The following is a 24,983-nucleotide window of genomic DNA, read 5'->3' on the forward strand; positions in this document are numbered from 1 at the left end:
CTGTGCCGGTGGTTCACCCCTCGTTGAAGACCGTTACCGAGCCCGCCGCGGCGCCGTCGTCGCGCGGGGCCCGGTGGCGGCCCGCCCGCGCCGACGTGCTGGCCGTCGGCGTCTACGTCGCGCTCGGCGTGCTGGTCTGCCTCAACTACTGGGTGGACGTGCAAAACCGCGTCTCCTCCCACCTGCCGACCGACCACAGTTGGTTCGAGTGGCTGTTCTCGCACGGGGCGTACTCGGTGCGGCACCTGGAGAACCCGCTCTTCACCAGCCGCCAGAACGCCCCGGACGGGGTCAACATGATGGCGAACACCTCGCTGCTCGGGGTGACCCTGCCGCTGGCGCCGCTGACCATGCTGGTCGGCCCGCAGGTGATGTACGCGCTCTACCTCGGCGCCGCGCTCTCGGCCACCGCCGCCACGGCGTACTGGGTGCTGTCGCGCCACCTGGTGCGGTCGCGGGCGGCGGCGTTCGTCGGCGGAGCGTTCCTCGGCTTCGCGCCCGGGATCGTGCACCACGCCAACGGCCAACCCAACTTCGTCTCCAACTTCCTGCTCCCGCTGATCGTGCTGCGGGTGATGCGGTTGGGCGAGCCGGGCCGGTGGCGGCGCAACGGCGTCGTGCTCGGCCTGCTGGTCGCGTACCAGATCTTCGTCAACGAGGAGATGCTGCTGCTGACCGCGCTGGCCTGCCTGGTCGTCGTCGTGGCGTACGCGGCGATGCGGCCCCGGGCCGCGTGGCGGCAGGCGGGCACCTTCGCCGCCGCGCTCGGCACCGGCGGCGGTCTGGCGTTGCTGCTCACCGCGTACCCGATCTGGTTCCAGTTCAACGGTCCACAGTCCTACCGTGGTCTGCAGGGCGGGGTCTTCCACAACTGGGGCGAGGACCTGAAGGCGTTCGTCACCTTCCCCCGCGACACGATCGCCGGCGACGAGGCCGTGGAACGGACGATCGGGCTGACCGAGCAGAACACCTGGTTCGGCTGGCCGCTGGTCGTGCTGGCGGCGGTGGCCCTGGTGCTGCTGGCCGCCCGGTCCGTGACCGTCCGCATCCTGGCCGTGCTGACGGTGCTGTTCACGGTGGCGTCGCTCGGCCCGAAGATCCGCTTCGACGGCGTGGAGACCGGGACCGACGGCCCGTGGGCGTACATCCCCGACGACGTGCCGCTGGTCGAGATGATGATGCCGACCCGGCTGAGCCTGGTGGTGGTGGCCGCCGTCGGCGTCCTGCTCGCCGTGGCCTGGGAAGCGGTGTCCGGCGCCGGCCGTCCGCCGGTGCCCGCCCCCCGCACCGGCGAGGGCGGCCGGGCGACGCGACGGCGCTGGCTGCGCCCGATCGGGTACGCGGCCATCGCGCTCGCCGTCCTGCCGCTGTTCCCGCGTCCGCTGCCCGCCCAGCCGGTCGAGCCGCCGCCGCACTTCATCACCGCGGGCGGCTGGCGCCCGTACGTTCCGGAGGGCCGGACGCTGGTGCCGGTGCCGATCCCGAGCAACGTGCACGGCCTGCCCACGCTGCGCTGGAGCGCGCTGACCCGGCAGGCCTTCCCGATCCCGGGCGGTTACTTCATCGGCCCCAACGAGAAGGGCGAGGGCGTCTTCGGCGCGCCGAACCGCCCGACGAGCACGCTCGTCTACACGACGATGGACCGCAACGCCACGCCGAACGTCACCGACGAGCACCGCCGGCAGGCGGTCGAGGACCTGCGGTTCTGGCGGGCCTCGGTGGTGGTCCTCGGCGCCCACCCCCGGGAGGCGGTGCTGCGCGACCTGATGACCGCCCTGCTCGGCCCGCCGCAGCGCGTCGACGACGTCTGGCTCTGGGACGTCCGCCCCCTGGTGCGGTGAAAGGAAGGGCCCCCTGTTAACGCCTGCGGTAGTGAAAGGGTCCCTTCCTAACGGCGCCGCGCCGCGTCAGCCGATTAGCGGCCGAACGTCCCACACCCACGCGCCGCCGACCTCGCGGCCCGGCCCGAGCAGCGCGTCGAGCGTGTGCTTGACCGGGTAACCCAGGTGCAGTCCACCCTGGACGACCACGGCGGCGCGCCAGTGCCGCAGGTCCTCGACCGCCTGCCGGCGCTCGAGGTCGGTCACGGCCGGCATTTCGCCCGTCTCCGCGACCCGGCGCAGCAGCACCGACGTGGGACGGTCCGGGGCGCCCCAGCGGGCGGTCGGGTCCTCCGCCGCGGTCGGGCCGATGAAGAACCCGCCGGGCGCGTCGAAGGCCAGCTTGGTGCGCGCCGACCAGAGCATTCCCGGGCTCGCCCCGGCGCCGGTCACCGGCGGCACGGGCACGACGGTCCGGCCGGGCGGGACGTACGCCCGCCAGCCGCCGTCGGCGACGAAGGCCGGCACCGGCCAGACCGGCACGGTCCGGATCGGCGTGGGCGCCAGCGGAAGCAACGCGGCCGCGACCGCGCCGCCCCAGAGCAGCCGCACCGGCACGGCGGGCCGGGCGTGGGCCACCAACCCGGAGTTGGAGCCCCGACCGCCGGCCGGCTCCGGACCGCCGCCGGCCGCTCCCGCAGGGGCGTCGGACGGATCCGCGCCGCCGCCGGCCGGCCCCGGGGCGCCGGCGGTGGCGGCGCGGACCCGATCCGTCGCGAGGGCGAGCAGGATGCCGAGCACCGGCACGCAGACCAGGGCCAGGCGGGCGGGCACCGCGAGGTCGAGCAGGGGTACGCCGACGAGCAGCCGGTACGGCCCGGGAAGCCCGGTCGACTCGCCGTCGAGGCGTACCTCGGTACCGAGTGACAGCAGCGCGAACAGCACGCCGCAGGCGGCGAGTGCCCGGACCAGCGGCCGACGCCGGAGCCAGACGACGGCGACCACGGCGAGGACCAGCAGGCCCGGCCCGAAGAAGGAGTTCTCCTCGGTGGGGTTGGGGGCGAGCAGCCCGGGCAGGTACTCGTCGCCGAGGACGGTCTGCCGCGCCGAGGCGGTGTAGGAGGCCAGGTCCAACTGGAACGTGTCGGCGTGGAACGGCATCCCCTGGTAGCTGCCCGGGCCGGCGAACTGGAACCACAGCGGGTACGCCAGCAGCGGCGCCGCCACCGCCGTGCCCACACCGAGCCGGCCGAGCAGTGCGGGCGCCGCCGCCCGGGCCGCGCGCCGGTCCGCGGCGGCGTACGCCAGCACGAACACCCCGGCGGCGAGCGCGAGGAAGAGCAGCACCTCCTCGCCGAGGAACGCCTGGTACGCCACGAGGAGACCGAGCCACACCCCGGGCCGGACGACGCGGCGGCCGTCGGCGGGGAACACCGCCGCCAGGATCGCGGGCACCAGGAACTGGGCCGCCATGTGCAGGTGCGCGCCCGCGTGGGCGACCATGCCGGGGGCGAAACCGCAGACGAGACCGCCCAGCGCCGCGGCCACCCGGGAGTCGACGAACCGGCGCCGCAGCAGCACGTACCAGGCGGTCGCGGTGCCGGCGAGGCAGGCCGCCACGGCCACCAGGAACGCCACCTGCGACCCGAGGAACAGGGTCACCGGGGTGAGTGGCACCCCCAGCCCCAGCACCGAGGTGTTGGCCATCAGGTTGACGCCGTCCGGGGCGTTGAGCGCCGTGCCGTACAACGGGTTCTCCCCGTCGACCACGGCCCGCGCCGCACGAGCGAGCATCCACTCGAACAGGATCTGGTCGCCGGCCTGGTGGAACAGCCGGTCCGGCCGGCCCCACTGCCGCGCGGTGAGCAGCGCCGCGAGGGCGACGTAACCGGCGACCACCAGGGCGTCCGGCATCCACGAGGGCAGCCGCGAGCGCCCGTCCGGTCCGGTGCGGGCGGGGGTCCACACCGGCAGCCGGGGACGTCCGCCCGGTCGGGTGTCGGCCGTGGTGCGGACCGACATCAGGCCGTCGCGTCGGTCAACGTGCGGACGTCCCAGATCCAGACGTCCAGCTCCCGGCGGCCCGGGCCGACCAACTGCTCGACGGTCTGGCGCAGTGGCTCGGCATGGTGCTGGTCCAGCGGGAGCACCAGGATCGCCGCCCGCCAGTACCGCAGGTCGTCTAGCGAGCGCCGGCGCTGCCGGTCGTCCAGCTTCGGCGTACGCCCGGTGGTGGCGACCTCCTCCAGCAGCTGCCCGATGCCGCTCGGCCGGCCGCCGAAGCGACCCGGGTCGCCGGTGTTGCCGTTGCGCGGGGCCAGGAAGTAGCCACCGGGGATCTTGAAGTCGAGGTTCGTCGCGGCGGCCCAGCGCATGCCGTGGGTGTTGCCCATGTTCGGCACCGGGATCGGCACCAGCGTCTGGTCCGGGCCGACGTAGCCGCGCCACCGGTCGGCGGTGATGAAGTCGGGCACCGCCGGTCGCGACGTCACCTGCAGGGGCATCGGCGCGATCGGCAGCAGTGCGAGGACCAGCCCGGCGGCGGTGAGTGTCCGCAGGGTACGTCGTTCCACCGGCAGCGTGCGGGAGCGCTCGACGGCGAGCGCGAGCAGCAGGCCGACGACCACGGAGGTGATGAGCCCGAACCGGGTCGGCACGACCGCGTCGAGCAGTGGCAGCCGGACCAGCCACTCCCAGGGCCCGACGGCGATCTCCCGGTCCCACCACGAGACCCGCTCCCCGAGCGACAGCACCGCGAAGAACACCCCGGTCACCGCGAGCGCCCGGACCACGACCTCGTTCCGCAGCCAGAGCACGATGCCGACGGCGATGAGGGCGAGGCTCCACCCGAAGAAGGCGTTCTCCTCGGAGTAGTTCGGGGCGAGGTTGACGTTGGCCCGCTGGTGGCCGCCGAGGGTCGGCGACCCCTGGGCGACGAAGGCGGCGATGTCGTTGCCGTAGTCGCGTACCGCGTCACTCAGGCCGTGGTACGCCATCGGCCCGGCGAACTGGACGTACAGCGGGTACGCCAGCAGCGACCCCGCCACGGCGGTGCAGGTCGCGAGCGCCTTCAGCAGGGGACGCCAGGCCGCCGACCACAGCGCCGGACGCTGGGCCACCACCGCGAGCAGGAACACCCCGCAGGCCAGGGCGGTGAAGAGCAGGATCTCCTCGTTGATGAACGCCTGGACGGTCACCAGCAGGGCCAGCAGCGCCCCGTCGCGGTACGGGCGGCGCGAGCGGGTGATGACCAGCACCCGCCACACGATGAACGGCAGCAGGAACTGGCTGATGATGTTGGGGTGCCAGTTGGCGTGCGACAGCATCGCCGGCGAGAACCCGCAGAACCAGCCGCCGACGGCCGCGCCCAGCCGACTGTGGACGACGTGCCGGGAGAGCACGACGTACCAGGCGGTGGCGGTGCCGGCGAGGGCGAGCGTCACCAGCAGCACGAACGTCACCGCCGGGCCGAAGAGGAGGGTCACCGGCACCATCGGGATGCCGAGCGCGAGGATGGCCGTGTTGGCCATCAGGTTGACCCCGTCCGGGTAGTTGAACTGCTCGGTGAAGAACGGGAACTCGCCGTGCAGCACCACGCGTACCGAGTGGGCCAGGAAGAACTGCACCTGGGCCGGGTCGCTGCTGTAGAGCGCGGCCACCCGGCCGGCCGGGTCGGCCCAGATCCGGCTGGTCACCCACAGCGCGGCGAGCAGGAACGCACCGACCACCGCGAGGTGCTGCCGGCGGGGCGTCCACCGCGGCAGCCGGCGGAGCAGGGGGAGAACGGGGGCGGGCGTCGGCGCCGGTGCGGTCACCGAGGGCGTACGTCCGTTCACCGTGGCGCCGTCGGCGCCGGCCGCGCCGTCCACGTCGGGGGCGAGTGGATCGGGGCCGGCCGGAGCGGCGGTTTCCCGGTCGGGCTCGGCGCGGGTGTCGGCAGGCGTCACAGTCGGCGGAGTCTACCCGAGCGGGTAAATTCACACCAAAGTCACCGGAGGGTCCCATGTGGGCGGTGAACGGGCCGGGCGTGGCATCTCGTACTATGGCGCTTCGCAGACGATGGTCGAGGCGGACGAGGGGGCGGACAGGTGGCTCCAGCTCGCCGGCCCGGCAGGACGGTCGCCGCCCTGCTGGCCCTGCTGACGACCGTGACCGCCTGCGGGCCGGTCGCCGACCGGCAGCCGGGCGACCTGCGGGCGGGCTACGACAGCCGGGACGGCTCGCTCACCGTCTGGCCGGCGCGGGGCGCCCTCGCCGGGAACGCGGAGATGACGGCGGCCGTGACCGCCGCGGTCCGCGACTGGCGGTCACCCGTCGACGACCGGGTGCACCTGCCCTCCTCCGGTGTCCTCTGGGCCGGTGAGGTCGACGGCGCGCCGCTGGCCCTGGTCGCCGCGAGCGTGCCGGGCGAGAGCGCCTCGTGGCTGCTCCAGGTCACGGCGCGGGACGGGCGGTACGCGGTCACCCACGCCACCGAGTACACCGATCCCGGCTACCTGGTCTACTCGGACGTGCTGCCGGTGCGCACCGCCGAGGGGCGGCGCTACCTGGTGTCCGCCCGGGTCCAGCGGGTGCTCGGCCCGGACGGCCGTGCTCTCGCGGTCACCGACGGCCTGAGCGGGCCGGTCGGCGTGCCGGCCTGCGCCGCGGTGCCGGTGACGGCCACCCTGCGCGCCACCGAGTCCCTGCCCCGGGGCCGGGCCACCGACCGGTTGCTCGACCTCGGCACCGGCACGGAGGCACCGCGGTACCCCCTGGTACGCGACGAGGCCGGCTCCGGCCGGCGCGCCCTGGCCGGTCTGGACACCTGTTCGCTGGCCGGCGAGGACGGCCCGTTCGGCAGTGTCCGGCGGCGGGTCGGCGACCGGGAATCCCGGGACTCGGTGCCGGCGTCCTGGCCGATGGCGAAGCTGGCCGTCCGCACCGTGGGCGAACTCGCGGTCGGCGGCGGCCAGCCCGGCGAGGTGCAGCAGCTCACCTGGGAGACGGCCGACGGCACGATGACGGCCGTGGTGTACCGGCCGGCCGGCGGCACGCCGGTGGCGTCACCCGCCGACCGGGCGGCGCCGTTGCAGGCGTACGTGCTGCCGCTGCCCGGACGGCCGCTGGCCGTGCTGACCTGGCGGTCGAACCGCGAGACCTCGCTGTCGATCCCGCCCGGCACGCCACGCCTGGTCGACCGCCCCGGCCTGGCGGTCCTTCCCCTCGGCGCGGACCGCCTGACGGTCAGCCTGGCCACCGCCGACAAGACCCACTACCGCTCCCTGACCGCCCCCGGTTAGCGGCGACGGCGGGCGGCCCCGGGTGGGGCGCCCGCCGTCGGGAGAGCCAGGATCAGTTCGGTGCCGCGGCGTCGTCCGTGGCGACGACCGGCTCGACGGGCTCGACGTCGAGGCGGGAGATCCAGCCGGTGACGTCACGGGCCACGTCCTGGGCGGTCAGGCCGAGGTCGGCGAGGATCTGCGCGCGGGTGCCGTGCGGGTGCCACGCGGCCGGCACACCCAGGTCCTTCAACGGCACCTGGACGTCGGCGTCCCGCAGCGCCTGGGCGAGCGCGTCCCCGACGCCGCCGACCCGGACGCCGTCCTCGACGGTGACCACGAGGCGGTGCGCGGCGGCCAGCTCGACCAGTTCGGCCGGGACCGGCCGGACCCAACGCGGGTCGACCACGGTGACGCCGTAGCCCTGCTCGGCGACCCGGGTGGCCACCTCCATGCCGAGCTGGCCAAAGGAGCCGACCGCGACGAGCAGCACGTCGGTGCGCGGCGACTCGGCGAGCACGTCGACCGGCCCGACCCGGCGCAGCGCCGGCAGGTCGGCGGCGACGGCGCCGGTCGGGAAGCGGACGATGGTCGGCCCGTCGTCGACGGCGACCGCCTCGCGCAGCTCCTCGCGGAGCGTGGCGGCGTCCCGGGGGGCGGCGATGCGCAGGCCCGGCACGACGCCGAAGACGGACATGTCCCAGATGCCGTAGTGGCTCGGCCCGTCGGGGCCGGTGATCCCGGCGCGGTCGAGCACGAAGGTCACCGGCAGCCGGTGCATCGCCACGTCCAGCAGGACCTGGTCGAACGCCCGGTTCAGGAAGGTCGCGTAGACGGCCACCACGGGGTGCAGGCCGCCCATCGCGAGGCCGGCGGCCGAGGTGGCGGCGTGCTGCTCCGCGATGCCCACGTCGTACACCCGCTCCGGGTGCTTGCGGGCGAGCTTGGCGATGCCGGTCGGTTCGGCCATGGCGGCGGTGATGCCCACCACGTCGGGCCGCTCGTCGGCGATCGCGACCAGCTCCTCGCCGAAGACGTGCGTCCACTTCACCGACGGCGCGGCGACCAGTTGACCCGTCTCGACGTCGAAGGCGCCACCGGGGCCGTGCAGGCAGTCCGCCTCGTCCTCCTCGGCCGGGCGGTAGCCGTACCCCTTGCGGGTGACCGCGTGCACGATCACCGGGCCGCCGAAGTTCTTCGCGGCGCGCAGCGCGCCCTCGACGGCGGCGACGTCGTGCCCGTCGACCGGGCCCACGTACTTGATGCCGAGGTCCTCGAACATGGCCTGCGGGGCGACCGCGTCCTTGATGCCCTTCTTGACCGCGTGCAGCACCTCGTACATCGGCTTGCCGACCAGCGGGGTCGAGCCGAGGGCCTCCTTGACGGTGTCGAGCACCTTCTCGTAGCCGGGGTTGAGCCGCAGCGAGGAGAGGTGGTCGGCGAGGCCGCCGATGGTCGGCGAGTACGACCGGCCGTTGTCGTTGACCACGATCACGAGGGGGTTGCCGGCGGTGGCGATGTTGTTCAACGCCTCCCAGCACATGCCACCGGTGAGCGCGCCGTCGCCGACCACGGCGACCACCGCGCGCGACTCGCCGCGCAGGGCGTACGCCTTGGCGAGGCCGTCGGCGTACGACAGGGCGGTGGAGGCGTGCGAGTTCTCGATCAGGTCGTGCTCGCTCTCGGCCTGGTTCGGGTAGCCGGAGAGCCCGCCGCGCTGGCGCAGCTTGTCGAAGCCGACCTGCCGGCCGGTGAGGATCTTGTGCACGTACGCCTGGTGGCCGGTGTCGAACAGGAGCCGGTCCCGGGGGGAGTCGAAGACCCGGTGCAGGGCGAGGGTCAGCTCCACGACGCCCAGGTTGGGGCCGATGTGACCGCCGGTGCGGGAAACCTTGGCGACCAGGAAGTCACGGATCTCGGCGGCGAGGATGCCCAGCTGCTCGGCGGACATCCGCTTGACGTCCTGCGGACCGCGCACGGCGGCCAGCAGCCCGGCGTGGTGGGCCGTGTCCTGTTCAACACTCATGACCGGAGAGTCTATCGGCCTCGCGACACTTCGCAGCTCCGCCGGGATCCTCGCAGGTCGGCGCGGGGCGCGGCGACGCCCGCGCGGTCGTCGCCCTGAGCGCCGGGTCAGGTGCGCACCCGCAACGCGCGCGGTGGCCGGGCGGGTTCTGCGCCGTACGCGGGGCCGGCGGGCGTCCAGGAGCCCAGCACGGCGGCCCGGGTGGCGCCGGTCACCGACGGCAGGGCGCCGGGCAGCCCGTGCCAGGAGAGCCAGCCCAGGAGGGCGAACGCGTACGCCTCCTTCGCCTGCGCCGGGACGCCCAGCTCGTCGGCGGTCCGCAGCCGCCACCGGCCCGCCCCGAGCGCGGCCAGGCGGGCGGTCAGTGTGGGATTGCGCACTCCCCCGCCGGCCGCGACCACCTCGACGACACCGTGCCGGTCGCACTCGGCGGCGACCACCCGTGCGGTCAGCTCGGTGAGCGTCGCGAGCAGGTCGTCGACCGGCACCGGTTCGCCGAGGGCGGCGAGCCGGTCGTCCAGGTAGCCGGCGTGGAACAGCTCCTTGCCGGTCGACTTCGGCGGCGGTGCCGCGTAGTACGGCTCGGCGAGCAGCAGGTCCAGCAGGCCGGTGTGCACGCGACCGGCCGCCGCCACGGCGCCGTCGAGGTCGCACGGCCGGCCGAGGAAGCGGCGAGCGGCCGCGTCGAGCAGCGCGTTGGCGGGCCCCACGTCGTACCCGAGGACGGGCGCGCCCGGCGCGACCACCGTGAGGTTCGCTATGCCACCCAGGTTGAGGGCCGCGCGCGCGGTCTGCGCCGGGTCCGGTGTCCCGGCGTCGCCGGGCCGTGCCGCCGGCGCCGGCGCGAGCAGCAGGGCGTCGAAGGCCGGCACCAGCGGCGCGCCCTGACCACCGGCCGCGACGTCCGCCGAGCGCAGGTCGCTGAGCACGGGTACGCCCACCCGGGCCGCCACCCGCGCCGGCGCGCCCAGCTGGAGGGTGCCCCGGACCACGCCACGCTCGACCCAGTGGAAGACCGTCTGCCCCGGCGACACGACCGCGTCGACGGCGCCGCCGGCCAGCTCCACGCCGACCGCCGCCGCCTCGGCGAAGACCTCGCCGAGCCGGTTGTCCAGCCGGCAGGCCGCCTCGACGGTGGTGGCCGCGGGCGGCAGCAACGCCCCGATCTCGGCCCGCAGCCCGTCGTCGTAGTCGATGCCCCGGTGCCCGAGCGGTGTCAACCAGAGCGTGTCCCCGTCGAGCGTGAACTCGGCCGCAACCACATCCACCCCGTCATACGACGTCCCCGACATCAACCCGACGATGCGCAAGGAAGGGTCCCTTCTTAACGTCTGCGGTAGAGGAAGGGTCCCTTCCTAACATTCAGCCGGACGGCAGCAGCAGCCCGACCAGCTCCACGTGCTGCGTCATCGGGAACAGGTCGAAGCCACGCAGGTCGGCCAGCCGCCAGCCCAGCCCGGCGAAGGTGCGCACGTCCCGCGCGAAGGCGGCCGGATCGCAGGCCACGTACGCCACGGCTCGCGGGCCGGCGGCGGCCACCGCCCGCACCACCCGGGCCCCGGCCCCGGAGCGGGGTGGGTCGAGCACCACCACGTCCACCGGGCCGGTGACCCGCCGGCGGGCCAGCACAGCCTCGACCCGGCCCGGCACGATCCCGACCTGGGGCAGGTCCCGCAGGTTCTCCCGGGCCGCGGTGACGCCCGCCCCGGCCGCCTCGACCAGCGTGACCCGCCCGTCCTCGCCGACCCGGCCGGCCAGCGCCGCGGCGAACAGGCCGGCGCCGCCGTACAGGTCCCAGGCCGTCTCGCCCGGCAGCGGCGCGAGCTGGGCCAGCACCGCCTCCACCAGGGTGTCGGCCGCCGCCGGGTGGACCTGCCAGAACGACGACGCGGGCAACGTCCACCGGCGGCCGGCAGCCTGCTCGCGGACCCGCTCCGGCCCGCTCACCGGCCGGGGCACCCCGTTGCTGAGGGCGGTCACCGCCAGGTCCCCGCCGGTCGAGGCGACCGTCTCGACGGCGTCCGCGTCCGGCCACCGGGCGCCGCTGGGCGTGAGCACCGGCAGGGTCTGGATCGCCGGGTGGGCGATCAGGCACCGGTCGATCGGCACCACCTCGTGCGAGCGGTGCTTGAGCAGGCCGGCGCGGCCGGCGGCGTCGACCGCGTACCGGACCCGGGAGCGCCAGCCCAGCGGACCGCCCGGGAGCGGTGTGACCCGGACGGCGAGCGTGTCCAGCTCCGCGTCGGTCAACCCGCCGAGGCGGCTGAGCTGCTCGCGAACCACCGCCGCCTTCCAGTCGAGCTGGGCCTCCGGCGCCACGTGCTGGAGATCGCAGCCGCCGCAGCGGCCGGGTTTCGCGTACCGGCAGGGCGGCTCGACCCGCTCCGGGGCCGGCGCCAGCACCGTCACCGCGTCGGCCCGGACGAACCCCCGGTGCACCTCGGTGACCTCGGCCACCACGCGTTCCCCGGGCAGCGCGTGCCGGACGAACACCACCTGGCCGTCGACGCGGGCGACGCAGTGCCCGCCGGGTGCGACCGCCCCGACGGTCAGCTCGACCCGCTCGGCCTCCTCCAGCCCGCGGCCGCCGCCCGTCACCGGCTGCCCCCGCCGGCCGGCGCGTCGCCGCCGCCCGAGCGGCCGGAGCTCTCCCCGGGCGGGGCGGAGACCACCGGCGGGACGGTCGGCGGCAGGGTGCCGCGGGGCGCCACCCGGGGCCCGCGGGCCGGGGTACGGCTGAGCGTGGCGTCGAGGCGGTCCAGGTTCTTGTTCGCGGTCGAGGCGAGCTGCCACGGCACGCTGGTCACCATCACCCCGGGCTCGAAGAGCAGGCGCCCCTTGAGCCGCAGCGCGCTCTGGTTGTGCAGCAGGTTCTCCCACCACCGACCGACGACGTACTCCGGGATGAAGACGGTGACGACGTCGCGGGGCGACTGCCGGCGGACGTCGGCCACATAGTTGATGATCGGCCGGGTGATCTCCCGGTACGGCGAGTCGATCACCGTCAGCGGCACCGGCACGTTCCGCCGTTCCCACTCGGCCTGCAACTGCCGGGTGTCCTTGTCGTCGACGTTGACCGTGACGGCGGTCAGGCTGTCCGGCCGGGTGGCCTGCGCGTAGGCGATCGCCCGCAGCGTGGGCTGGTGCACCTTGCTGACCAGCACGACCGCGTGGTTGCGGGCGGGCAGCACCGGCCGCCCCTCGTCCGGGACCAGCTCGACCGCGACGCGGTCGTAGTGCCGCCGGATGGCCAGCATCAGCCCGTAGATGACCGCCATCGCCGCGATGGCGATCCACGCGCCCAGCAGGAACTTGGTGACCAGCACGATCACCAGGACGGTGCCGGTCATCGCCATGCCGAAGCTGTTGATCGCCCGGGACCGGACCATCCGCCGGCGTGCCTCGGGGTCCCGTTCGGTCTTCAGGTGCCGGTTCCAGTGCCGGATCATGCCGGCCTGGGACAACGTGAACGACACGAAGACGCCGACGATGTAGAGCTGGATCAGCCTGGTCACCTCGGCCTGGAAGCCGACGATCAGCACGATCGCGAAGACGGCCAGGAAGAGGATGCCGTTGGAGAAGGCGAGCCGGTCACCGCGGGTGTGCAACTGCCGGGGCAGGTAGCGGTCCTGGGCGAGGATCGACCCGAGCACCGGGAAGCCGTTGAACGCGGTGTTCGCGGCCAGGAAGAGGATCAGTGCGGTGGCCCCGGCCACCACGAACAGCAGCACCGACCCGGAGCCGAAGACCGTCTCGCCGAGCTGCGTGGTCACCGTCTTCTGCACGTACCCCTCGGGGCCGGACACGATCTGCAGCACCGGGTCCTCGACGAACTGGAGGCCGGTCAGCCGGGACAGCCAGATGATCCCGACCAGCATGCTGACCGCGGTGGCGCCGAGCAGCAGCAGCGTGGTCGCCGCGTTGCGGCTCTTCGGCGCCTTGAACGCGGGCACCCCGTTGGAGATGGCCTCCACGCCGGTGAGCGCGGCGCAGCCGGACGAGAACGTGCGCAGCAGGAGGAACACCAGCGCGAAGCCGGTCACGCTGTGCTCGGCCTGGATGACCAGGTCGGCGCTCGGCGCGCGCAGGTCGTGGCCCAGCACGAAGATCCGGATCAGGCCGGTCAGGAGCATCGCGCCGATCACGATCACGAAGCCGTACGTCGGGATCGCGAAGGCCTTGCCCGACTCCCGGAGACCGCGCAGGTTCATCGCGCTCAGCAGTACCACCGCCGTGACCGCGACGCCCACCTTGTGGGTCGCCACGAACGGCACCACCGAGCCGAGGTTGGCCACGCCGGAGGAGACCGACACCGCGACGGTCAGGACGTAGTCGACCAGCAGCGCGCTGGCCACCCCGACGCCGGCGCGCGGCCCGAGGTTCACGGTGGCCACCTCGTAGTCGCCCCCGCCGGACGGGTAGGCGTGCACGTTCTGGCGGTAGCTCGCCACCACGGTCAACATGACCACGACGACCGCGAGGGCGACCCACGGCGAGAAGAGGTACGCCGACGCGCCCGCGATGGAGAGCGTCAGCAGGATCTCGTCGGGCGCGTACGCGACGCTGGAGAGGGCGTCGGAGGCGAAGACGGGCAGGGCGATGCGCTTGGGCAGGAGGGTGTGCTGGAGGCGGTCGGACCGGAACGGTCGACCGAGGAGCAGCCGCTTCAGCAGCGAGGTGGGTCTGGCCACAACCGCCAAGCGTACGACCACCCGGATCGGACCCGCAGGGGTAGCCGATCACGGAAGTGTGTACCAGCGGAGTACCGTCGGTCCGCGCCCGCCCCGGGAACGTGGCAGGCTCGCAGACGACCGCTCACCGGTCGGAGCGGGTGCGGACCCTGAGGAGGAACGCGGTGCATGTGGTGATCATGGGCTGTGGGCGGGTCGGCTCGACCCTCGCGCACAGCCTGGAGGTCCGCGGGCACTCGGTGGCGGTGATCGACCAGGACGCCGACGCCTTCCGTCGGCTCGGCCCGGACTTCGCCGGGATCACCGTGACCGGCGCCGGCTTCGACGGCGACGTGCTCCGGCAGGCCGGCATCGAGCGGGCGGACGCGTTCGCGGCCGTCTCGAGCGGCGACAACTCCAACATCATCTCGGCGCGGCTGGCCCGGGAGACGTTCGGTGTCACCCGGGTGGCCGCCCGCATCTACGACCAGCGCCGGGCGCAGGTCTACGAACGCCTCGGCATCCCGACCGTGGCCACGGTGCGCTGGACGGCCGACCGGATGCTGCGGCACCTGGTGCCCGAGGGCACCGTGGAGATCTTCCGCGACGCGACGAGCACCGTGTCGATCGTCGAGGTGCCGCTCCACAAGGACTGGATCGGCCGGCCCGTGCGCGGGCTGGAGGAGGCGACGGGCGCCCGGGTGGCGTACCTCATCCGGTTCGGCATCGGCACGCTGCCCACGCCGTCCACCGTCGTGCAGGAGGGTGACCAGGTCTTCATGCTGGTCACCGACGACATCGTGAACACCGTCACCGCGGTGGCGGCGCGTCCGCCGGAAGGGGGGCAGTGACCATGCGGGTCGCCATCGCGGGCGCCGGCAACGTGGGTCGTTCCATCGCCCAGGAGCTGATCGACAACGGCCACCAGGTCATGCTGATCGAACGCCAGCCCAAGATGCTCCGCCCGGACCGGGTTCCGGACGCGGAGTGGGTGCTGGCCGACGCGTGCGAGCTCGCCAGCCTGGAGGAGGCCGACGTCGCCGGCTGCGACGTCGTCGTCGCCGCCACCGGCGACGACAAGGTCAACCTGGTGGTCTCGCTGCTGGCCAAGACCGAGTTCGCGGTCCCCCGGGTGGTCGCCCGGATCAACCGGGCCGAGAACGAGTGGCTCTTCACCGAGCAGTGGGGCGTGGACGTCGCGGTCAGCAAGCCGCGCGTGATGGCCGCCCTGGTCGAGGAGGCGGTCACGGTGGGCGACCTGGTCCGCCTGATGACCTTCCGGCAGGGCGAGGCGAACCTCGTCGAGATCACCTTGCCGCCGACCGCCCCGTACGTCGGCCAGCCGCTGCGGGACGTGCCGCTGCCGCGCGACTCCGCGCTGGTGGCGATCCTGCGGGGTAAGCGCGTGCTGGTGCCCAGCCCGGACGACCCCATCGAGGCGGGCGACGAGCTGATCTTCGTGTGCACCGCCGAGGTGGAGGACGCCGTCCGCGCGGTGGTGCTGGGTCCGGACAGCGTCGAGCGGACCCGCGAGTCCCGCTGACCGCCGGGGCCGCCCGGCCGTTCCGTCAGGGCACGGTCGGGCCGACCGTCAGGGCACGCCGGGCCGACCGTCAGGCCGTCGGCGCCGGCGACGACTCGTGGGTCACCCGCCGCACCGTCCAGACGGTGATCAGCAACAGCAGCACGTACGGCGGGTAGCCCAGCACCAGCCGGGCCACGCCCAGCGCGGTGTCCTGCTGGGCGAGGTAGAGGCCGGCCTGGACGCCGACCTTCGCCAGCCAGACCACGCCCCACAGCACGGTGAGCCCGGTGAACGTGCGCACCAGGCGGGGGTCCTGCCGCCAGTCGGAGCGGCCCTTGGCCACCAGCACCGACCAGATCCAGCCCACCAGGGGCTGCCGGATCGCCGCCGAGATCAGCAGCGCCACGCCGTAGCCGATGCCGTAGAGGATGCCGGGAAGGTAGAAGTCCCGTTCGTCGCCGGTCCGCCAGGCGATCGCGGCGCCGATGGCGATGCCGAACAGCCCGTTGACCGCGTGCCGGATCGGCCGCCGCTGCGCCAGCCGTAGGGCGGCGATCGCGACCGCCACCGCCACCGCGGCGATCACCGCCGGACGCAGGTCGCCGACGATGTTGGCCGCCACGAAGACCACCACCGGGATGCTGGACTCCAGCAGGCCCCGCCAGCCGCCCAACTGGTCGGCCATCTGCTCGGCGATGGTCGGCAGCGGCTCCTCTTCGTCCGGCCCGGTGCCCGGCTGGGTCGCCCGGTGCTGTCCCGTCGTCATCGCGTGCCTTCCGTCCGGGTCACTTCGGCGGTTCCAACTCGTAGTACGGGTTGTAGATGACCTTGCGGTCGTCCCGCACGGCCACCCGGCCGCGCGCGGTCAGGTGCCGTCCGGGCTCGATGCCGGAGATGTGCCGCCGTCCCAGCCACACCAGGGTCACCACGTCGCTGCCGTCGTAGAGGTCCGCCTCCAACGTGGGCAGGTTCGTCCGGGGGGTGTAGACCACCGTGCGGAGCCGGCCGGACACCGAGACCACCTCGCCCCGGCTGCACTGCCGGGCCGGCACACCGCCGTGCTCGGCGCTCTCCCGGCGCAGCTCCTGCGCCTCGATTTCCGCCTCGCTCGCGGTGAGCCGTCGCAGCATGCGCCGCAATGAACCCCGCCGCTCGTCGGTCGACATGACCTCCGCGTCACCCTTCCCACGCTGGCCCGGCCCGGGGCCGGTAGTGGACCGGCCCCGACGACGCCGGGACCGCTCCGCCAGCGTACGCCGACACGGCCGGCACCGGCGCGGGCGGTGGACGTCCGGCCGGGCCCGCGTCGCCGTCCCGGCGCGGCCGGCTGGGACCCGGGCCCGGGCGGCTGTCGCCTGGCCGGACCGTCGCCTGGACCTCGCCTCGGTTCGACGAGATCGGCCGGGCGGACCCTAGGCTTCCCGGGCCTCGCCGGCGGCGGCCGTGGCGGCGTCGCCCGGGCCGGCCTGCTCGGCGACCTCCCGGGGCAGCCGCAGCGGCAGTGGCTCGCGGACCGGCTTCGCCTCGTGGCCCCGGTCGACCACCAGGCCCTCCAGGCAGGTGGCCAGCGGGCCGGCCGCGGCCGGGTTGGTCGCCGCGTCGCCCTGGAAGACGCCGCGCACCATCCAGCGCGGCCCGTCGACGCCGACGAAGCGCAGGTCGGTGATGCCGTCCTGGGTGCGGACCCGGGCCTGCAACTCGGTGCCGTACTCGCCCTCGATCTCCTGGGCGGCGGCGCCGTCGTTGAAGAGGGACTGGCGGATCTCCTCACGCACCTCGTCCCAGATGCCCTCGCTGCGCGGGGCGGCGAAGACGCCGAGCTGGAGAGCGTTCTGCCCGTGGACGAGCACGACCTGCTGGATCACCCCCTGCTGGTCGGCCTGCACCCGCACCTCGACGTCGGGCACCGCGGGGATCTGCAGGCTGCCCAGGTCGAGTCGCTGCACTCCGGACGGGGCCTCGCTGGCGTCGTACGGGCCACGCGCCGGAGCCTCCGGGATCACCGGTGCCTCCAGCTCGTTGGCGTCGCGGACCTCGGTCCGCTCGTCATGCGTGTGCCGCCCGGCACCGGCCCGCTTTCGGGAGAAGATCACTGCGCACACCCTCCGCTGTTCGCACTCACCCTGCCACCTCTTCCGTCCGTCCGCCCGCCCGTTGGTGGACCGGCCGCCGGTCGTACCGCGTCACGGCGCCCCGGCCGCCGGCCGCCGGCCGTCCGTTCCCGGTGCGGCGGGCGCCGGCACCAGGTTGGCGTGGCCACCGGTGGAGCCGTGCCCGCCGCTCCCCCGCCGGGACGCGGGCAGCTCCGCCACCGGCTGGAACTCCGCCCGCGCCACGCGCTGCACGACGAGCTGCGCGATGCGGTCGCCGCGGACGATCCGGGCCGGCGTCTCCCGATCATGGTTGATCAGGTTGACGAGGATCTCACCCCGGTAGCCGGCGTCGACCGTACCGGGCGCGTTGAGCACGGTTACGCCGAGCCTGGCCGCCAGCCCCGAGCGGGGGTGGACCAGGCCCACGTACCCCTCCGGCAGCGCGATGGCCACGCCGGTCGGCACCAGGGCGCGGCCGCCCGGTGGCAGCTCGACGTCCGCGGCGGCCACCAGGTCCGCACCGGCGTCGCCGGGATGGGCGTACGCCGGGAGCGGCAGCCCGGGGTCGAGCTGGCGTACGGGCACGGGTACGACGTCGGTCACGGTTCCCCTCTTCCGTCCGGTTCCTGGGGTGACCCTGCCATCCTGCCCGGTCGCCACCCCGTCGTGCGCCGTACCCTTCACCACGTGAGCGTGTCCCCGTCCCCGTCGTACGCCGAACGGCTGAGCCTGCCCTGGTGGCTCTGGGTGGGTGGGCTGGCCGTGGCCGCCCTGTTCGCCGCCGAGATCTGGATGGGTGCGCCCGGCGTCCGGGCGTGGCTGCCGTTCGTGGTGCTGCTGCCCGCCGCCGTGGCCGGCATGGCGTGGCTGGGCCGGATCCGGCTGGCCGTCCAGGAGGGCGAGCTGCGGGTGGACGACGCCCGCCTGCCGGCGCGCTTCGTCGCCGACGTCGTGCCGCTGGACGCCGCCGGCCGACGCGAGGTGCTCGGCGTGGGCGCCGACCCGCTGGCGTTCGTGGTGCAGCGGCCGTGGATCGCCGGTGCGGTGCAGGTCGTGCTGGACGACCCGGCCGATCCCACCCCGTTCTGGGTGGTGAGCACGCGCCGGCCGGTCGAGCTGGCGGAGGCGCTCCTCGCGGCCCGGGACGCCGCGGGGACCAGCCCCGCGGGGCGCTGAGCCGGCTCAGGGCGCCTCGGGCAGCGCCGGCGGCGGGCCGGGCAGGCTGCCGGCGCGGCGCCGGAGGTCGGTGCGGAGTTCGTCGGCCATCGTCCGGGTCGCCCGCCGGTTGAGGTAGCTCGCCACCGCGGCGCCGGTGAGGAACGGGCCGAGCGTGGTGAGGTTGCGGCCGAAGCGCCGGAGCAGGGTGTCGCGCAGCTCACGACGGGCCGCGGTGCCCAGTACGGCGCTCACGCCGACGCCCGGCATCATCGGGTTGATCCCCCGCTTCGTGGCCCACGCCTGCACGAGCGCCACCGACCGCTGGGCCCGGCCCGGCGGCAGCGGCACGCCGTAGACCTCGTGCAGCTCGCCGGTCAACTTGAGCTCGATCGCCACCACGGCGACCGTCTCGGCGGCCAGCAGGACCGGCGCCGACAGCAGGGTCGGGGTGATGGCCCACTCGACGGTCGCGACACCGCCCCCGGCCGCGCCGACGCCCGCGGTCGCCCGGGCGGCGTTGCGGATGAGGCGTTCGGCCAGTGCCTCGTCGTCCAGGTCCGGGAAGTGCCGGCGCAGGGTGGCCCGGTCCCGGACCGGCACGTGCGGGGCGATCTCGGCGACCGTGTCGACCATCCAACGCACGGCCGCCTTCGGCTTGAACAGGTCACCGAGGTTGCGCGCGCGGGCCTGCCCGACCAGCCGGCCGAGCAGTTGGCGGCGACGCGCCGGCCCGATGTCGTCGGCCGTCAGCGCGGCGACGGTGGCCCCCAACTCGTCGCCGCCACCCGCCGATTCGCCTCCGGCCGCTGATCCGTCGGCGGCGCGCTCCGGGGCCGCGCCGGACGCGACGTCCCGCTCCTTCCGCTCGGTCATGGCACCGAACCTCCCCGGTGGACGCGCCGCCGACCTGGCGGCCGTTCCTCACGAGTCAAGCAGCTCCACCGGACCGCTGCACGGCAACCGGAACGAGCGGCGGCCCCGGATGGGAGCCGCCGCCGGTGATGCCGCGTGCGGTCAGACGCACTCGCGGCAGATCAGTTCGCCGTTGCGCTCGACCGCCAGTTGGCTGCGGTGGTGCACGAGGAAGCAGCGAGCGCAGCGGAACTCGTCCTGCTGCATCGGCAGCACCTTGACCGTGAGCTCCTCGTCGGCCAGGTCGGCGCCGGGCAGCTCGAAGCTCTCCGCCACCTCGGCCTCGTCGACGTCCACGGCGCCCGACTGTGAGTCGACGCGCCGGGCCTTCAGCTCTTCCAGGCTGTCCTCGCCGAGGTCGACCTCGTCGCGACGCGGGGCGTCGTAGTCGGTGGCCATCGGTTTCACTCTCCCATGTCGATGTTGTCGCTTCCGGTTGTAACGCCGGACGACGTTGTTTCGGTTCCGCTGGCCGGCCACCACTTGTGTCGGTCACCCGACCCGACGTACCGGGCCGGTGCCGCCAGAGAAACTTCCCCGGCGAGCGCGGTACCTTACCCCCCCTTTGGGCGTGGCATGTATACCGCCCTCGTGGCAGAGATGTACGCCCCCGCACGGCAAGTTGTTCCCAATGTGACTCAGGCGACACGAAGATAGGGGTAGTACTACCCGGTTCCCGGTCGGCGCGCCGGCATGTCCGCCTGTTTCCACGCGACGGCCGGACAACCGTTAACCTCAGCGGCGTACTCGACGGCCGGCCCGGTGGCCCGACCCGCCGCCGGCCGCCACCACCCACTGCCCGGGAGCGCCCTGATGAGCTTTGCGCGAGTGCGAGCACTCGTAGTGGTCGGCCTGCTGGGGGTGCTGGCGCTGGTCTTCGTGGTCGTCGCACTGGTACGTGACACGCAGAGTGGGGCGGGCATCGGCGGCGGCTGCCCGGAGGGCTGGCCGCGCGCGGACGTGACCCTGCGAGAGCGCAAGGACGTGAAGATCAACGTCCTCAACGGCACGGATCAGCCCGGCCTCGCCAACAAGGTCGCCGACGAGTTCCGCAACCGGCAGTTCCAGGTCAAGAAGACCGGCACCGGGAAGCAGATCGAGGACATCGCGGTCCTGCGGTACGGCCCGAAGGGCGTCGGTTCGGCGCACCTGCTGCGCGCGTACTTCCTGGACAACGCCGAGTCCGAGTACGACCCGAAGCGTACGGACGACACCGTCGACGTGGTGCTCGGCAGCGCCTTCCAGCAGCTGGCCACCACCACCGAGGTCAACCAGTCCCTGGGCGACCTCGGCTCGCCGGTGGCGCCGCCGGGTTCCTGCCCGATGCAGCAGAAGTGAGCTCCGGCACCGGCCGGCCGAGGCCGGCCGGTCGGCGTCAGGGGCCGCCGGCGGCGTCGAGGTCGGCCAGCCGGTCGTGCAGGGGCCCGAAGAGGGCCGGTGGCGCGGCGACGACCATGTCCGGCCCGGCCGCCGCGCCGCCCAGCCCGGCGACCCGCAGCCCCGCCTCGGTGGCCACCAGACCGCCGGCCGCGAGGTCCCAGGCGGCAAGCCCCTTCTCGTAGTACGCGTCGACCCGCCCCTCGGCGGCGAAGCAGAGGTCGATGGCGGCCGCACCGAGGCGGCGGATGTCGCGGACGTGCGGGATCAGCTCCGCCACCACCCGGGCCTGGTGGGCGCGGCGCTTCGGGTCGTAGCCGAAGCCGGTGGCGACCAGGGTCTGGCCGAGTTCGGTCTCGGCGGAGCAGCGCAGCCGCCGGCCGTCGCGCCAGGCGCCGCCGCCGACCGTCGCCGTCCACTCCTCGCCGGTGCTGATGTTGCGCACCACCCCGGCGACCACCGTGCCGTTCACCTCGGCGGCCAGCGACACGGCGCTGTGCCGGAGCCCGTACAGGTAGTTGACGGTGCCGTCGATCGGGTCGATGATCCACCGCACCCCACTGCCTCCCTCGGCGGCCGCGCCTTCCCCGTACTCCTCGCCGAGCACCTGGTCCTGCGGACGGAGCGTGGCCAGCGCATCGAGGACCTGTCGCTCGACCGCCCGGTCGGCAGCGGTGACGACGTCGGTGGCGGTGGTCTTGGTCGCGGCGACCGACACCCCCTCGGCGCGCATTCGGGACGCGGTGTCCGCCGCATTCCGCGCCACGTCGACGGCGATCGTGAGCAGTTCCTTCGGTGTCGGCACTGAACTAGTCAAACTTCCCCCTGCCCGCACACACGGGTGCGCGCGAATTGATGAGGACCAGCACGGAATCGTCTCCGCCGTCTCAGCGTCGCTCATCCTACGGTGCGGCCGAAGACTGGTCCGGCGAGAGCCGGACGACGCCAACGGGACCGGGGGCGCGCGTGCCTGTCAGCGGCGGCGCCAACGCGGACCGGCCACGGCCGATCCTCCACGGCCCCTGAAATGAACGGGTACGGCAACCAGACGAAAGCCCTGCGGCGAGGTGTGGTTCAACAGCGGCACCTGCTGCATCCCGCAGCGCAACGACTTCACCGTCAAGGACCGGTACAGCGACGACACTCGGATCAAGGTTTACTGGAGCGGCGCGAGGTATGGCAGTTACACCTTGCCGGACGGCGCGGGACGCGAGACGACCTTCAGCATCGAGCCCAACAACGTCACGCGCGCCGTTATTCACTGGAAGGCCCGCACTCTGGTCAGCGGTGGCGTTGAATGGTGCAACCCCCTCATGAACGATTACATCGACTGAGGCTCGGTAATCTGTCTGCTCGACCGCAATTTCAAACAAACTGACGCATTGACTCGGCGCGGCCGCTCCCCGAACGGCGGTAGTGGCCGCGCCGACGGGTCGTACCAATAAGGGCGTGGTCGACGCGGCGCGATCGCCTCGTCTACGGGCCGGCCGTGACGGCCGGGCTGTGCCGTTGGTCGCGCCTACCGTCCCGGCGAATGGGCCGATCCGGGACCGGGCAGCAAGGCACGACCGCACACACCGGGCGGAGCCCGCGTCGCCTCGCTGATCCACCTCAGCGGCGGCGTGGGCCGCGCGGTCGACAGGTCGTCGCCGGGTGCGGGGTCCCTGGCACGGCGCCTCGCCTCGGGGTGGATTTCCGCTTTATGTGCGGATCGCATCCTTACCCGGGCGCTGTCTGCACCGAATCGGCCACTTTCGCGGCCGGTACACCGTGCGCCGCCGGATGATCGCCGTGGACGGCGTTACAATTCACCCTGCCCACGCGCCACGGACCGCCAGCGACCGGCCGGCCCGGGACACGGGGGTCCCTCAACGACATCGCCCGGCACAAGCGCTCCGCCTCGCGCCGGACGACCCGGCCGTGCTCGCTCTTCGCCTCCGGAAGGTCATTCGTGACAGAACCCCGCCAGACCGGCGCCGACGTTCGCTCGCTCACCGACACCCTGATCGCGCACGCGCAGAGCGCCGGCGGTCAGCTCACGTCGGCCCAGCTCGCGCGCACCGTCGAGTCCGCCGAGGTGACTCCGGCCCAGGCCAAGAAGATCCTGCGGGCGCTCTCCGAGGCGGGAGTGACCGTCGTGGTCGACGGCTCGGCCACCACCGCACCCCGCCGCCGGGTGGCGGCCGCACGTTCGGCCACCCCGGCGTCCCGGGCGACGACCGCCAAGACCACGAAGAAGGCCGCCGCTCCCGCGCCGAAGCAGGCGCCCGCCGCCGACGAGGCCCCGGCCCCGGCACCGCGGAAGGCCACCGCCCGCAAGGCCACCGGCACCACCGCCGAGGTGGCCGCCAAGGCGGCGGCGCCGGCCAGGAAGGCCACCCGGGCCACCAAGGCGACGGTGGCCGAGGCCGGCCCGGCGAAGGCCGCCAAGGCCGCCACCAAGGCCAAGGGCGAGGCCGAGGGCGAGATCGATCCGGAGGAACTGGCCGCCGAGATCGAGGACGTCGTCGTCGACGAGCCGGCCGAGCTGACCCAGGCCGCCGAGACCGACGCGGCCAACTCCGCCAACGACAACGACTTCGAATGGGACGACGAGGAGTCCGAGGCGCTCAAGCAGGCGCGCCGCGACGCCGAGCTGACGGCGTCCGCCGACTCCGTCCGGGCGTACCTGAAGCAGATCGGCAAGGTCCCGCTGCTCAACGCGGAGCAGGAGGTCGAGCTCGCCAAGCGGATCGAGGCCGGCCTCTACGCGGCCGAGCGGCTGCGCGCCGCCGACGAGGGCGAGGAGAAGCTCAACCGCGAGATGCAGCGCGACCTGCTGTGGATCTCGCGGGACGGTGAGCGCGCGAAGAACCACCTCCTCGAGGCCAACCTGCGCCTGGTGGTGTCGCTCGCGAAGCGGTACACGGGCCGCGGCATGGCCTTCCTCGACCTGATCCAGGAGGGCAACCTCGGCCTGATCCGCGCGGTCGAGAAGTTCGACTACACCAAGGGCTACAAGTTCTCCACCTACGCCACCTGGTGGATCCGCCAGGCCATCACCCGCGCCATGGCCGACCAGGCCCGCACCATCCGCATCCCGGTGCACATGGTCGAGGTGATCAACAAGCTGGGCCGGATCCAGCGCGAGCTTCTCCAGGACCTGGGCCGCGAGCCCACTCCGGAGGAGCTGGCGAAGGAGATGGACATCACACCGGAGAAGGTGCTGGAGATCCAGCAGTACGCCCGGGAGCCCATCTCGCTGGACCAGACGATCGGCGACGAGGGCGACAGCCAGCTCGGCGACTTCATCGAGGACTCGGAGGCCGTGGTCGCGGTCGACGCCGTCTCGTTCTCGCTCCTGCAGGATCAGCTCCAGCAGGTGCTGCAGACGTTGTCCGAGCGTGAGGCGGGCGTGGTGCGCCTGCGCTTCGGCCTGACCGACGGCCAGCCGCGGACGCTGGACGAGATCGGTCAGGTCTACGGGGTGACCCGGGAGCGCATCCGGCAGATCGAGTCCAAGACGATGTCCAAGCTGCGCCACCCGTCGCGTTCGCAGGTCCTCCGGGATTACCTGGACTGACCGGAGCCGTCAACTGAACGTGTCGTTTTGAACACTTGGCGTGCAACGCCGCATGGTGATCGTTTGGTTGCACGAATGTGATCGTTGACGTGGCACCCTTGGTGCATGGCACGCTGTCGGAGCCATGTGTGACCTCGGTCCCCCGCGGGCACACAGGGAAGGCGAGGCCCGACAAGGGTGTTGCACGATAGGTGAGCAACGACCGAAGAGAGTGTTCATCGGTGACGACCAGAGGAGGAAGGCGATGACCCCGACCCTCACGCCGCCGCCCGAGACGGTGAGCCCCCCGGCCGCCGATGAACGGTGCGACCGCTGCAATGCTGCCGGCAAGCTCCGCGTCACTCTGGCTGGTGGGAGCGAGTTGGTGTTCTGTGGGCACCACGCGAACAAGTACGCCGAGGATCTCGTGAAGATCACCGTGCGGTACGCGACGGACCCGGAGTTCAGCTGGCGTGGCGCCGATCTGATGGCGAACTGAGTCCGTAGTTCCGACATAAGACCGGCCGGGCCCCTGGAGGGGCCCGGCCGGTCTTTCGTGTCCTGCGGCCCGCGTCAACCGGACAGCCGGCGCATGGCGGG

Annotated in this window: 22 protein-coding genes; 9 read left to right on the forward strand and 13 right to left on the reverse strand. The window is 73.6% G+C overall.

From position 1 onward, the window contains the following. Positions 1-8 precede the first annotated feature (8 nt). The gene (locus AB0873_RS00845; protein ID WP_366598044.1) at positions 9-1,841 is read left to right on the forward strand and encodes a hypothetical protein; all 1,833 of its coding nucleotides are present in this window, start codon (positions 9-11) and stop codon (positions 1,839-1,841) included. 66 nt (positions 1,842-1,907) lie between these two features. Here AB0873_RS00845 and AB0873_RS00850 read toward each other — a convergent pair whose 3' ends face one another. After that, positions 1,908-3,734: a hypothetical protein gene (locus AB0873_RS00850; RefSeq protein ID WP_366598045.1), complete on the reverse strand. Its 1,827-nt coding sequence runs from the start codon at positions 3,732-3,734 to the stop codon at positions 1,908-1,910. A 107-nt stretch (positions 3,735-3,841) separates the two neighbouring features. Further along, positions 3,842-5,767, reverse strand: a complete 1,926-nt coding sequence (locus AB0873_RS00855) for a hypothetical protein (protein ID WP_366597873.1) — start codon at positions 5,765-5,767, stop codon at positions 3,842-3,844. 141 nt (positions 5,768-5,908) lie between these two features. On the opposite strand from AB0873_RS00855, the gene AB0873_RS00860 reads away from it, so the two are divergent. Next, on the forward strand, positions 5,909-7,102 hold the full coding sequence (locus tag AB0873_RS00860; RefSeq protein WP_366597874.1) for a hypothetical protein: 1,194 nt from the start codon (positions 5,909-5,911) through the stop codon (positions 7,100-7,102). A 52-nt stretch (positions 7,103-7,154) separates the two neighbouring features. Here the strand turns inward: AB0873_RS00860 and dxs are convergent, their stop codons facing one another. The 4 genes from dxs to AB0873_RS00880 all read right to left on the reverse strand — a co-directional run bounded on the left by dxs (position 7,155) and on the right by AB0873_RS00880 (position 13,798). Next, positions 7,155-9,107 (reverse strand): 1-deoxy-D-xylulose-5-phosphate synthase, encoded by a 1,953-nt coding sequence (gene dxs / locus AB0873_RS00865; RefSeq protein ID WP_155333422.1) that lies wholly within the window; start codon positions 9,105-9,107, stop codon positions 7,155-7,157. A gap of 107 nt (positions 9,108-9,214) precedes the next feature. Continuing rightward, positions 9,215-10,417 (reverse strand): anhydro-N-acetylmuramic acid kinase, encoded by a 1,203-nt coding sequence (locus AB0873_RS00870; protein WP_366597875.1) that lies wholly within the window; start codon positions 10,415-10,417, stop codon positions 9,215-9,217. A 52-nt stretch (positions 10,418-10,469) separates the two neighbouring features. Then, the gene (locus AB0873_RS00875) at positions 10,470-11,705 is read right to left on the reverse strand and encodes a TRAM domain-containing protein (RefSeq protein WP_366597876.1); all 1,236 of its coding nucleotides are present in this window, start codon (positions 11,703-11,705) and stop codon (positions 10,470-10,472) included. Continuing rightward, the gene (locus AB0873_RS00880; RefSeq protein WP_155333425.1) at positions 11,702-13,798 is read right to left on the reverse strand and encodes an APC family permease; all 2,097 of its coding nucleotides are present in this window, start codon (positions 13,796-13,798) and stop codon (positions 11,702-11,704) included. The genes AB0873_RS00875 and AB0873_RS00880 overlap by 4 nt, the downstream gene beginning before the upstream one ends. A gap of 164 nt (positions 13,799-13,962) precedes the next feature. On the opposite strand from AB0873_RS00880, the gene AB0873_RS00885 reads away from it, so the two are divergent. Beyond that, entirely contained in the window at positions 13,963-14,628 is a 666-nt protein-coding gene (locus tag AB0873_RS00885) for a TrkA family potassium uptake protein (RefSeq protein WP_155333426.1), read from the forward strand. A 2-nt stretch (positions 14,629-14,630) separates the two neighbouring features. Continuing rightward, positions 14,631-15,320, forward strand: coding sequence for a TrkA family potassium uptake protein (locus tag AB0873_RS00890; RefSeq protein ID WP_196255954.1), 690 nt, complete (start codon positions 14,631-14,633; stop codon positions 15,318-15,320). A gap of 70 nt (positions 15,321-15,390) precedes the next feature. On the opposite strand, the gene AB0873_RS00895 is transcribed toward AB0873_RS00890, so the two are convergent. The 4 genes from AB0873_RS00895 to dut form a co-directional block, all read right to left on the reverse strand. After that, the gene (locus AB0873_RS00895) at positions 15,391-16,068 is read right to left on the reverse strand and encodes a DUF3159 domain-containing protein (RefSeq protein WP_366597877.1); all 678 of its coding nucleotides are present in this window, start codon (positions 16,066-16,068) and stop codon (positions 15,391-15,393) included. 19 nt (positions 16,069-16,087) lie between these two features. Then, positions 16,088-16,468, reverse strand: a complete 381-nt coding sequence (locus AB0873_RS00900) for an OB-fold nucleic acid binding domain-containing protein (RefSeq protein ID WP_155333429.1) — start codon at positions 16,466-16,468, stop codon at positions 16,088-16,090. 246 nt (positions 16,469-16,714) lie between these two features. After that, positions 16,715-17,395: a DUF3710 domain-containing protein gene (locus AB0873_RS00905; protein WP_366597878.1), complete on the reverse strand. Its 681-nt coding sequence runs from the start codon at positions 17,393-17,395 to the stop codon at positions 16,715-16,717. A 90-nt stretch (positions 17,396-17,485) separates the two neighbouring features. Then, positions 17,486-17,998, reverse strand: coding sequence for a dUTP diphosphatase (gene dut / locus AB0873_RS00910; protein WP_366597879.1), 513 nt, complete (start codon positions 17,996-17,998; stop codon positions 17,486-17,488). Positions 17,999-18,082: 84 nt separating this feature from the next. Between dut and AB0873_RS00915 the strand changes: the two genes are divergently transcribed. After that, complete coding sequence (locus AB0873_RS00915; RefSeq protein WP_155333432.1) at positions 18,083-18,571, forward strand: DUF3093 domain-containing protein; 489 nt, start codon at positions 18,083-18,085, stop codon at positions 18,569-18,571. A gap of 6 nt (positions 18,572-18,577) precedes the next feature. Here AB0873_RS00915 and AB0873_RS00920 read toward each other — a convergent pair whose 3' ends face one another. Together AB0873_RS00920 and AB0873_RS00925 are read right to left on the reverse strand one after the other, a co-directional pair. Further along, positions 18,578-19,426 carry a hypothetical protein gene (locus tag AB0873_RS00920; protein ID WP_366597880.1) on the reverse strand — a complete coding sequence of 283 codons (849 nt, stop codon included), beginning with the start codon at positions 19,424-19,426 and terminating at the stop codon, positions 18,578-18,580. Positions 19,427-19,567: 141 nt separating this feature from the next. Then, a complete protein-coding gene (locus AB0873_RS00925) occupies positions 19,568-19,864 on the reverse strand; it encodes a DUF4193 domain-containing protein (RefSeq protein ID WP_007075406.1) in 297 nt (98 codons plus the stop codon). Between the two features lie 429 nt (positions 19,865-20,293). On the opposite strand from AB0873_RS00925, the gene AB0873_RS00930 reads away from it, so the two are divergent. Beyond that, the gene (locus tag AB0873_RS00930) at positions 20,294-20,803 is read left to right on the forward strand and encodes a LytR C-terminal domain-containing protein (RefSeq protein WP_366598046.1); all 510 of its coding nucleotides are present in this window, start codon (positions 20,294-20,296) and stop codon (positions 20,801-20,803) included. Positions 20,804-20,840: 37 nt separating this feature from the next. On the opposite strand, the gene AB0873_RS00935 is transcribed toward AB0873_RS00930, so the two are convergent. Next, positions 20,841-21,659, reverse strand: coding sequence for an inositol monophosphatase family protein (locus tag AB0873_RS00935; protein WP_155333434.1), 819 nt, complete (start codon positions 21,657-21,659; stop codon positions 20,841-20,843). Positions 21,660-21,909: 250 nt separating this feature from the next. Here AB0873_RS00935 and AB0873_RS00940 point away from each other — a divergent pair, with 250 nt between their 5' ends. From AB0873_RS00940 to AB0873_RS00950, 3 genes are all read left to right on the forward strand, one after another. Further along, entirely contained in the window at positions 21,910-22,176 is a 267-nt protein-coding gene (locus AB0873_RS00940; protein ID WP_366597881.1) for a hypothetical protein, read from the forward strand. Positions 22,177-22,793: 617 nt separating this feature from the next. After that, positions 22,794-24,404, forward strand: a complete 1,611-nt coding sequence (locus tag AB0873_RS00945) for an RNA polymerase sigma factor (RefSeq protein ID WP_366597882.1) — start codon at positions 22,794-22,796, stop codon at positions 24,402-24,404. 244 nt (positions 24,405-24,648) lie between these two features. Continuing rightward, positions 24,649-24,882, forward strand: a complete 234-nt coding sequence (locus AB0873_RS00950) for a hypothetical protein (protein ID WP_155333437.1) — start codon at positions 24,649-24,651, stop codon at positions 24,880-24,882. Positions 24,883-24,983: the final 101 nt, after the last annotated feature.

Source organism: Micromonospora sp. NPDC047707 (genome assembly GCF_040704235.1).
GTDB lineage: Bacteria > Actinomycetota > Actinomycetes > Mycobacteriales > Micromonosporaceae > Micromonospora.

Bases quoted from the DNA above. Each gene is read 5' to 3' on its own strand.
- AB0873_RS00900 (WP_155333429.1), bottom strand. From the start codon at position 16,468: ATGTCGACCGACGAGCGGCGGGGTTCATTGCGGCGCATGCTGCGACGG.
- dxs (WP_155333422.1), bottom strand. From the start codon at position 9,107: ATGAGTGTTGAACAGGACACGGCCCACCACGCCGGGCTGCTGGCCGCC.
- AB0873_RS00950 (WP_155333437.1), top strand. From the start codon at position 24,649: ATGACCCCGACCCTCACGCCGCCGCCCGAGACGGTGAGCCCCCCGGCC.
- AB0873_RS00925 (WP_007075406.1), bottom strand. From the start codon at position 19,864: ATGGCCACCGACTACGACGCCCCGCGTCGCGACGAGGTCGACCTCGGC.
- AB0873_RS00895 (WP_366597877.1), bottom strand. From the start codon at position 16,068: ATGACGACGGGACAGCACCGGGCGACCCAGCCGGGCACCGGGCCGGAC.
- AB0873_RS00920 (WP_366597880.1), bottom strand. From the start codon at position 19,426: ATGACCGAGCGGAAGGAGCGGGACGTCGCGTCCGGCGCGGCCCCGGAG.
- AB0873_RS00890 (WP_196255954.1), top strand. From the start codon at position 14,631: ATGCGGGTCGCCATCGCGGGCGCCGGCAACGTGGGTCGTTCCATCGCC.
- AB0873_RS00850 (WP_366598045.1), bottom strand. From the start codon at position 3,734: ATGCCGGACGCCCTGGTGGTCGCCGGTTACGTCGCCCTCGCGGCGCTG.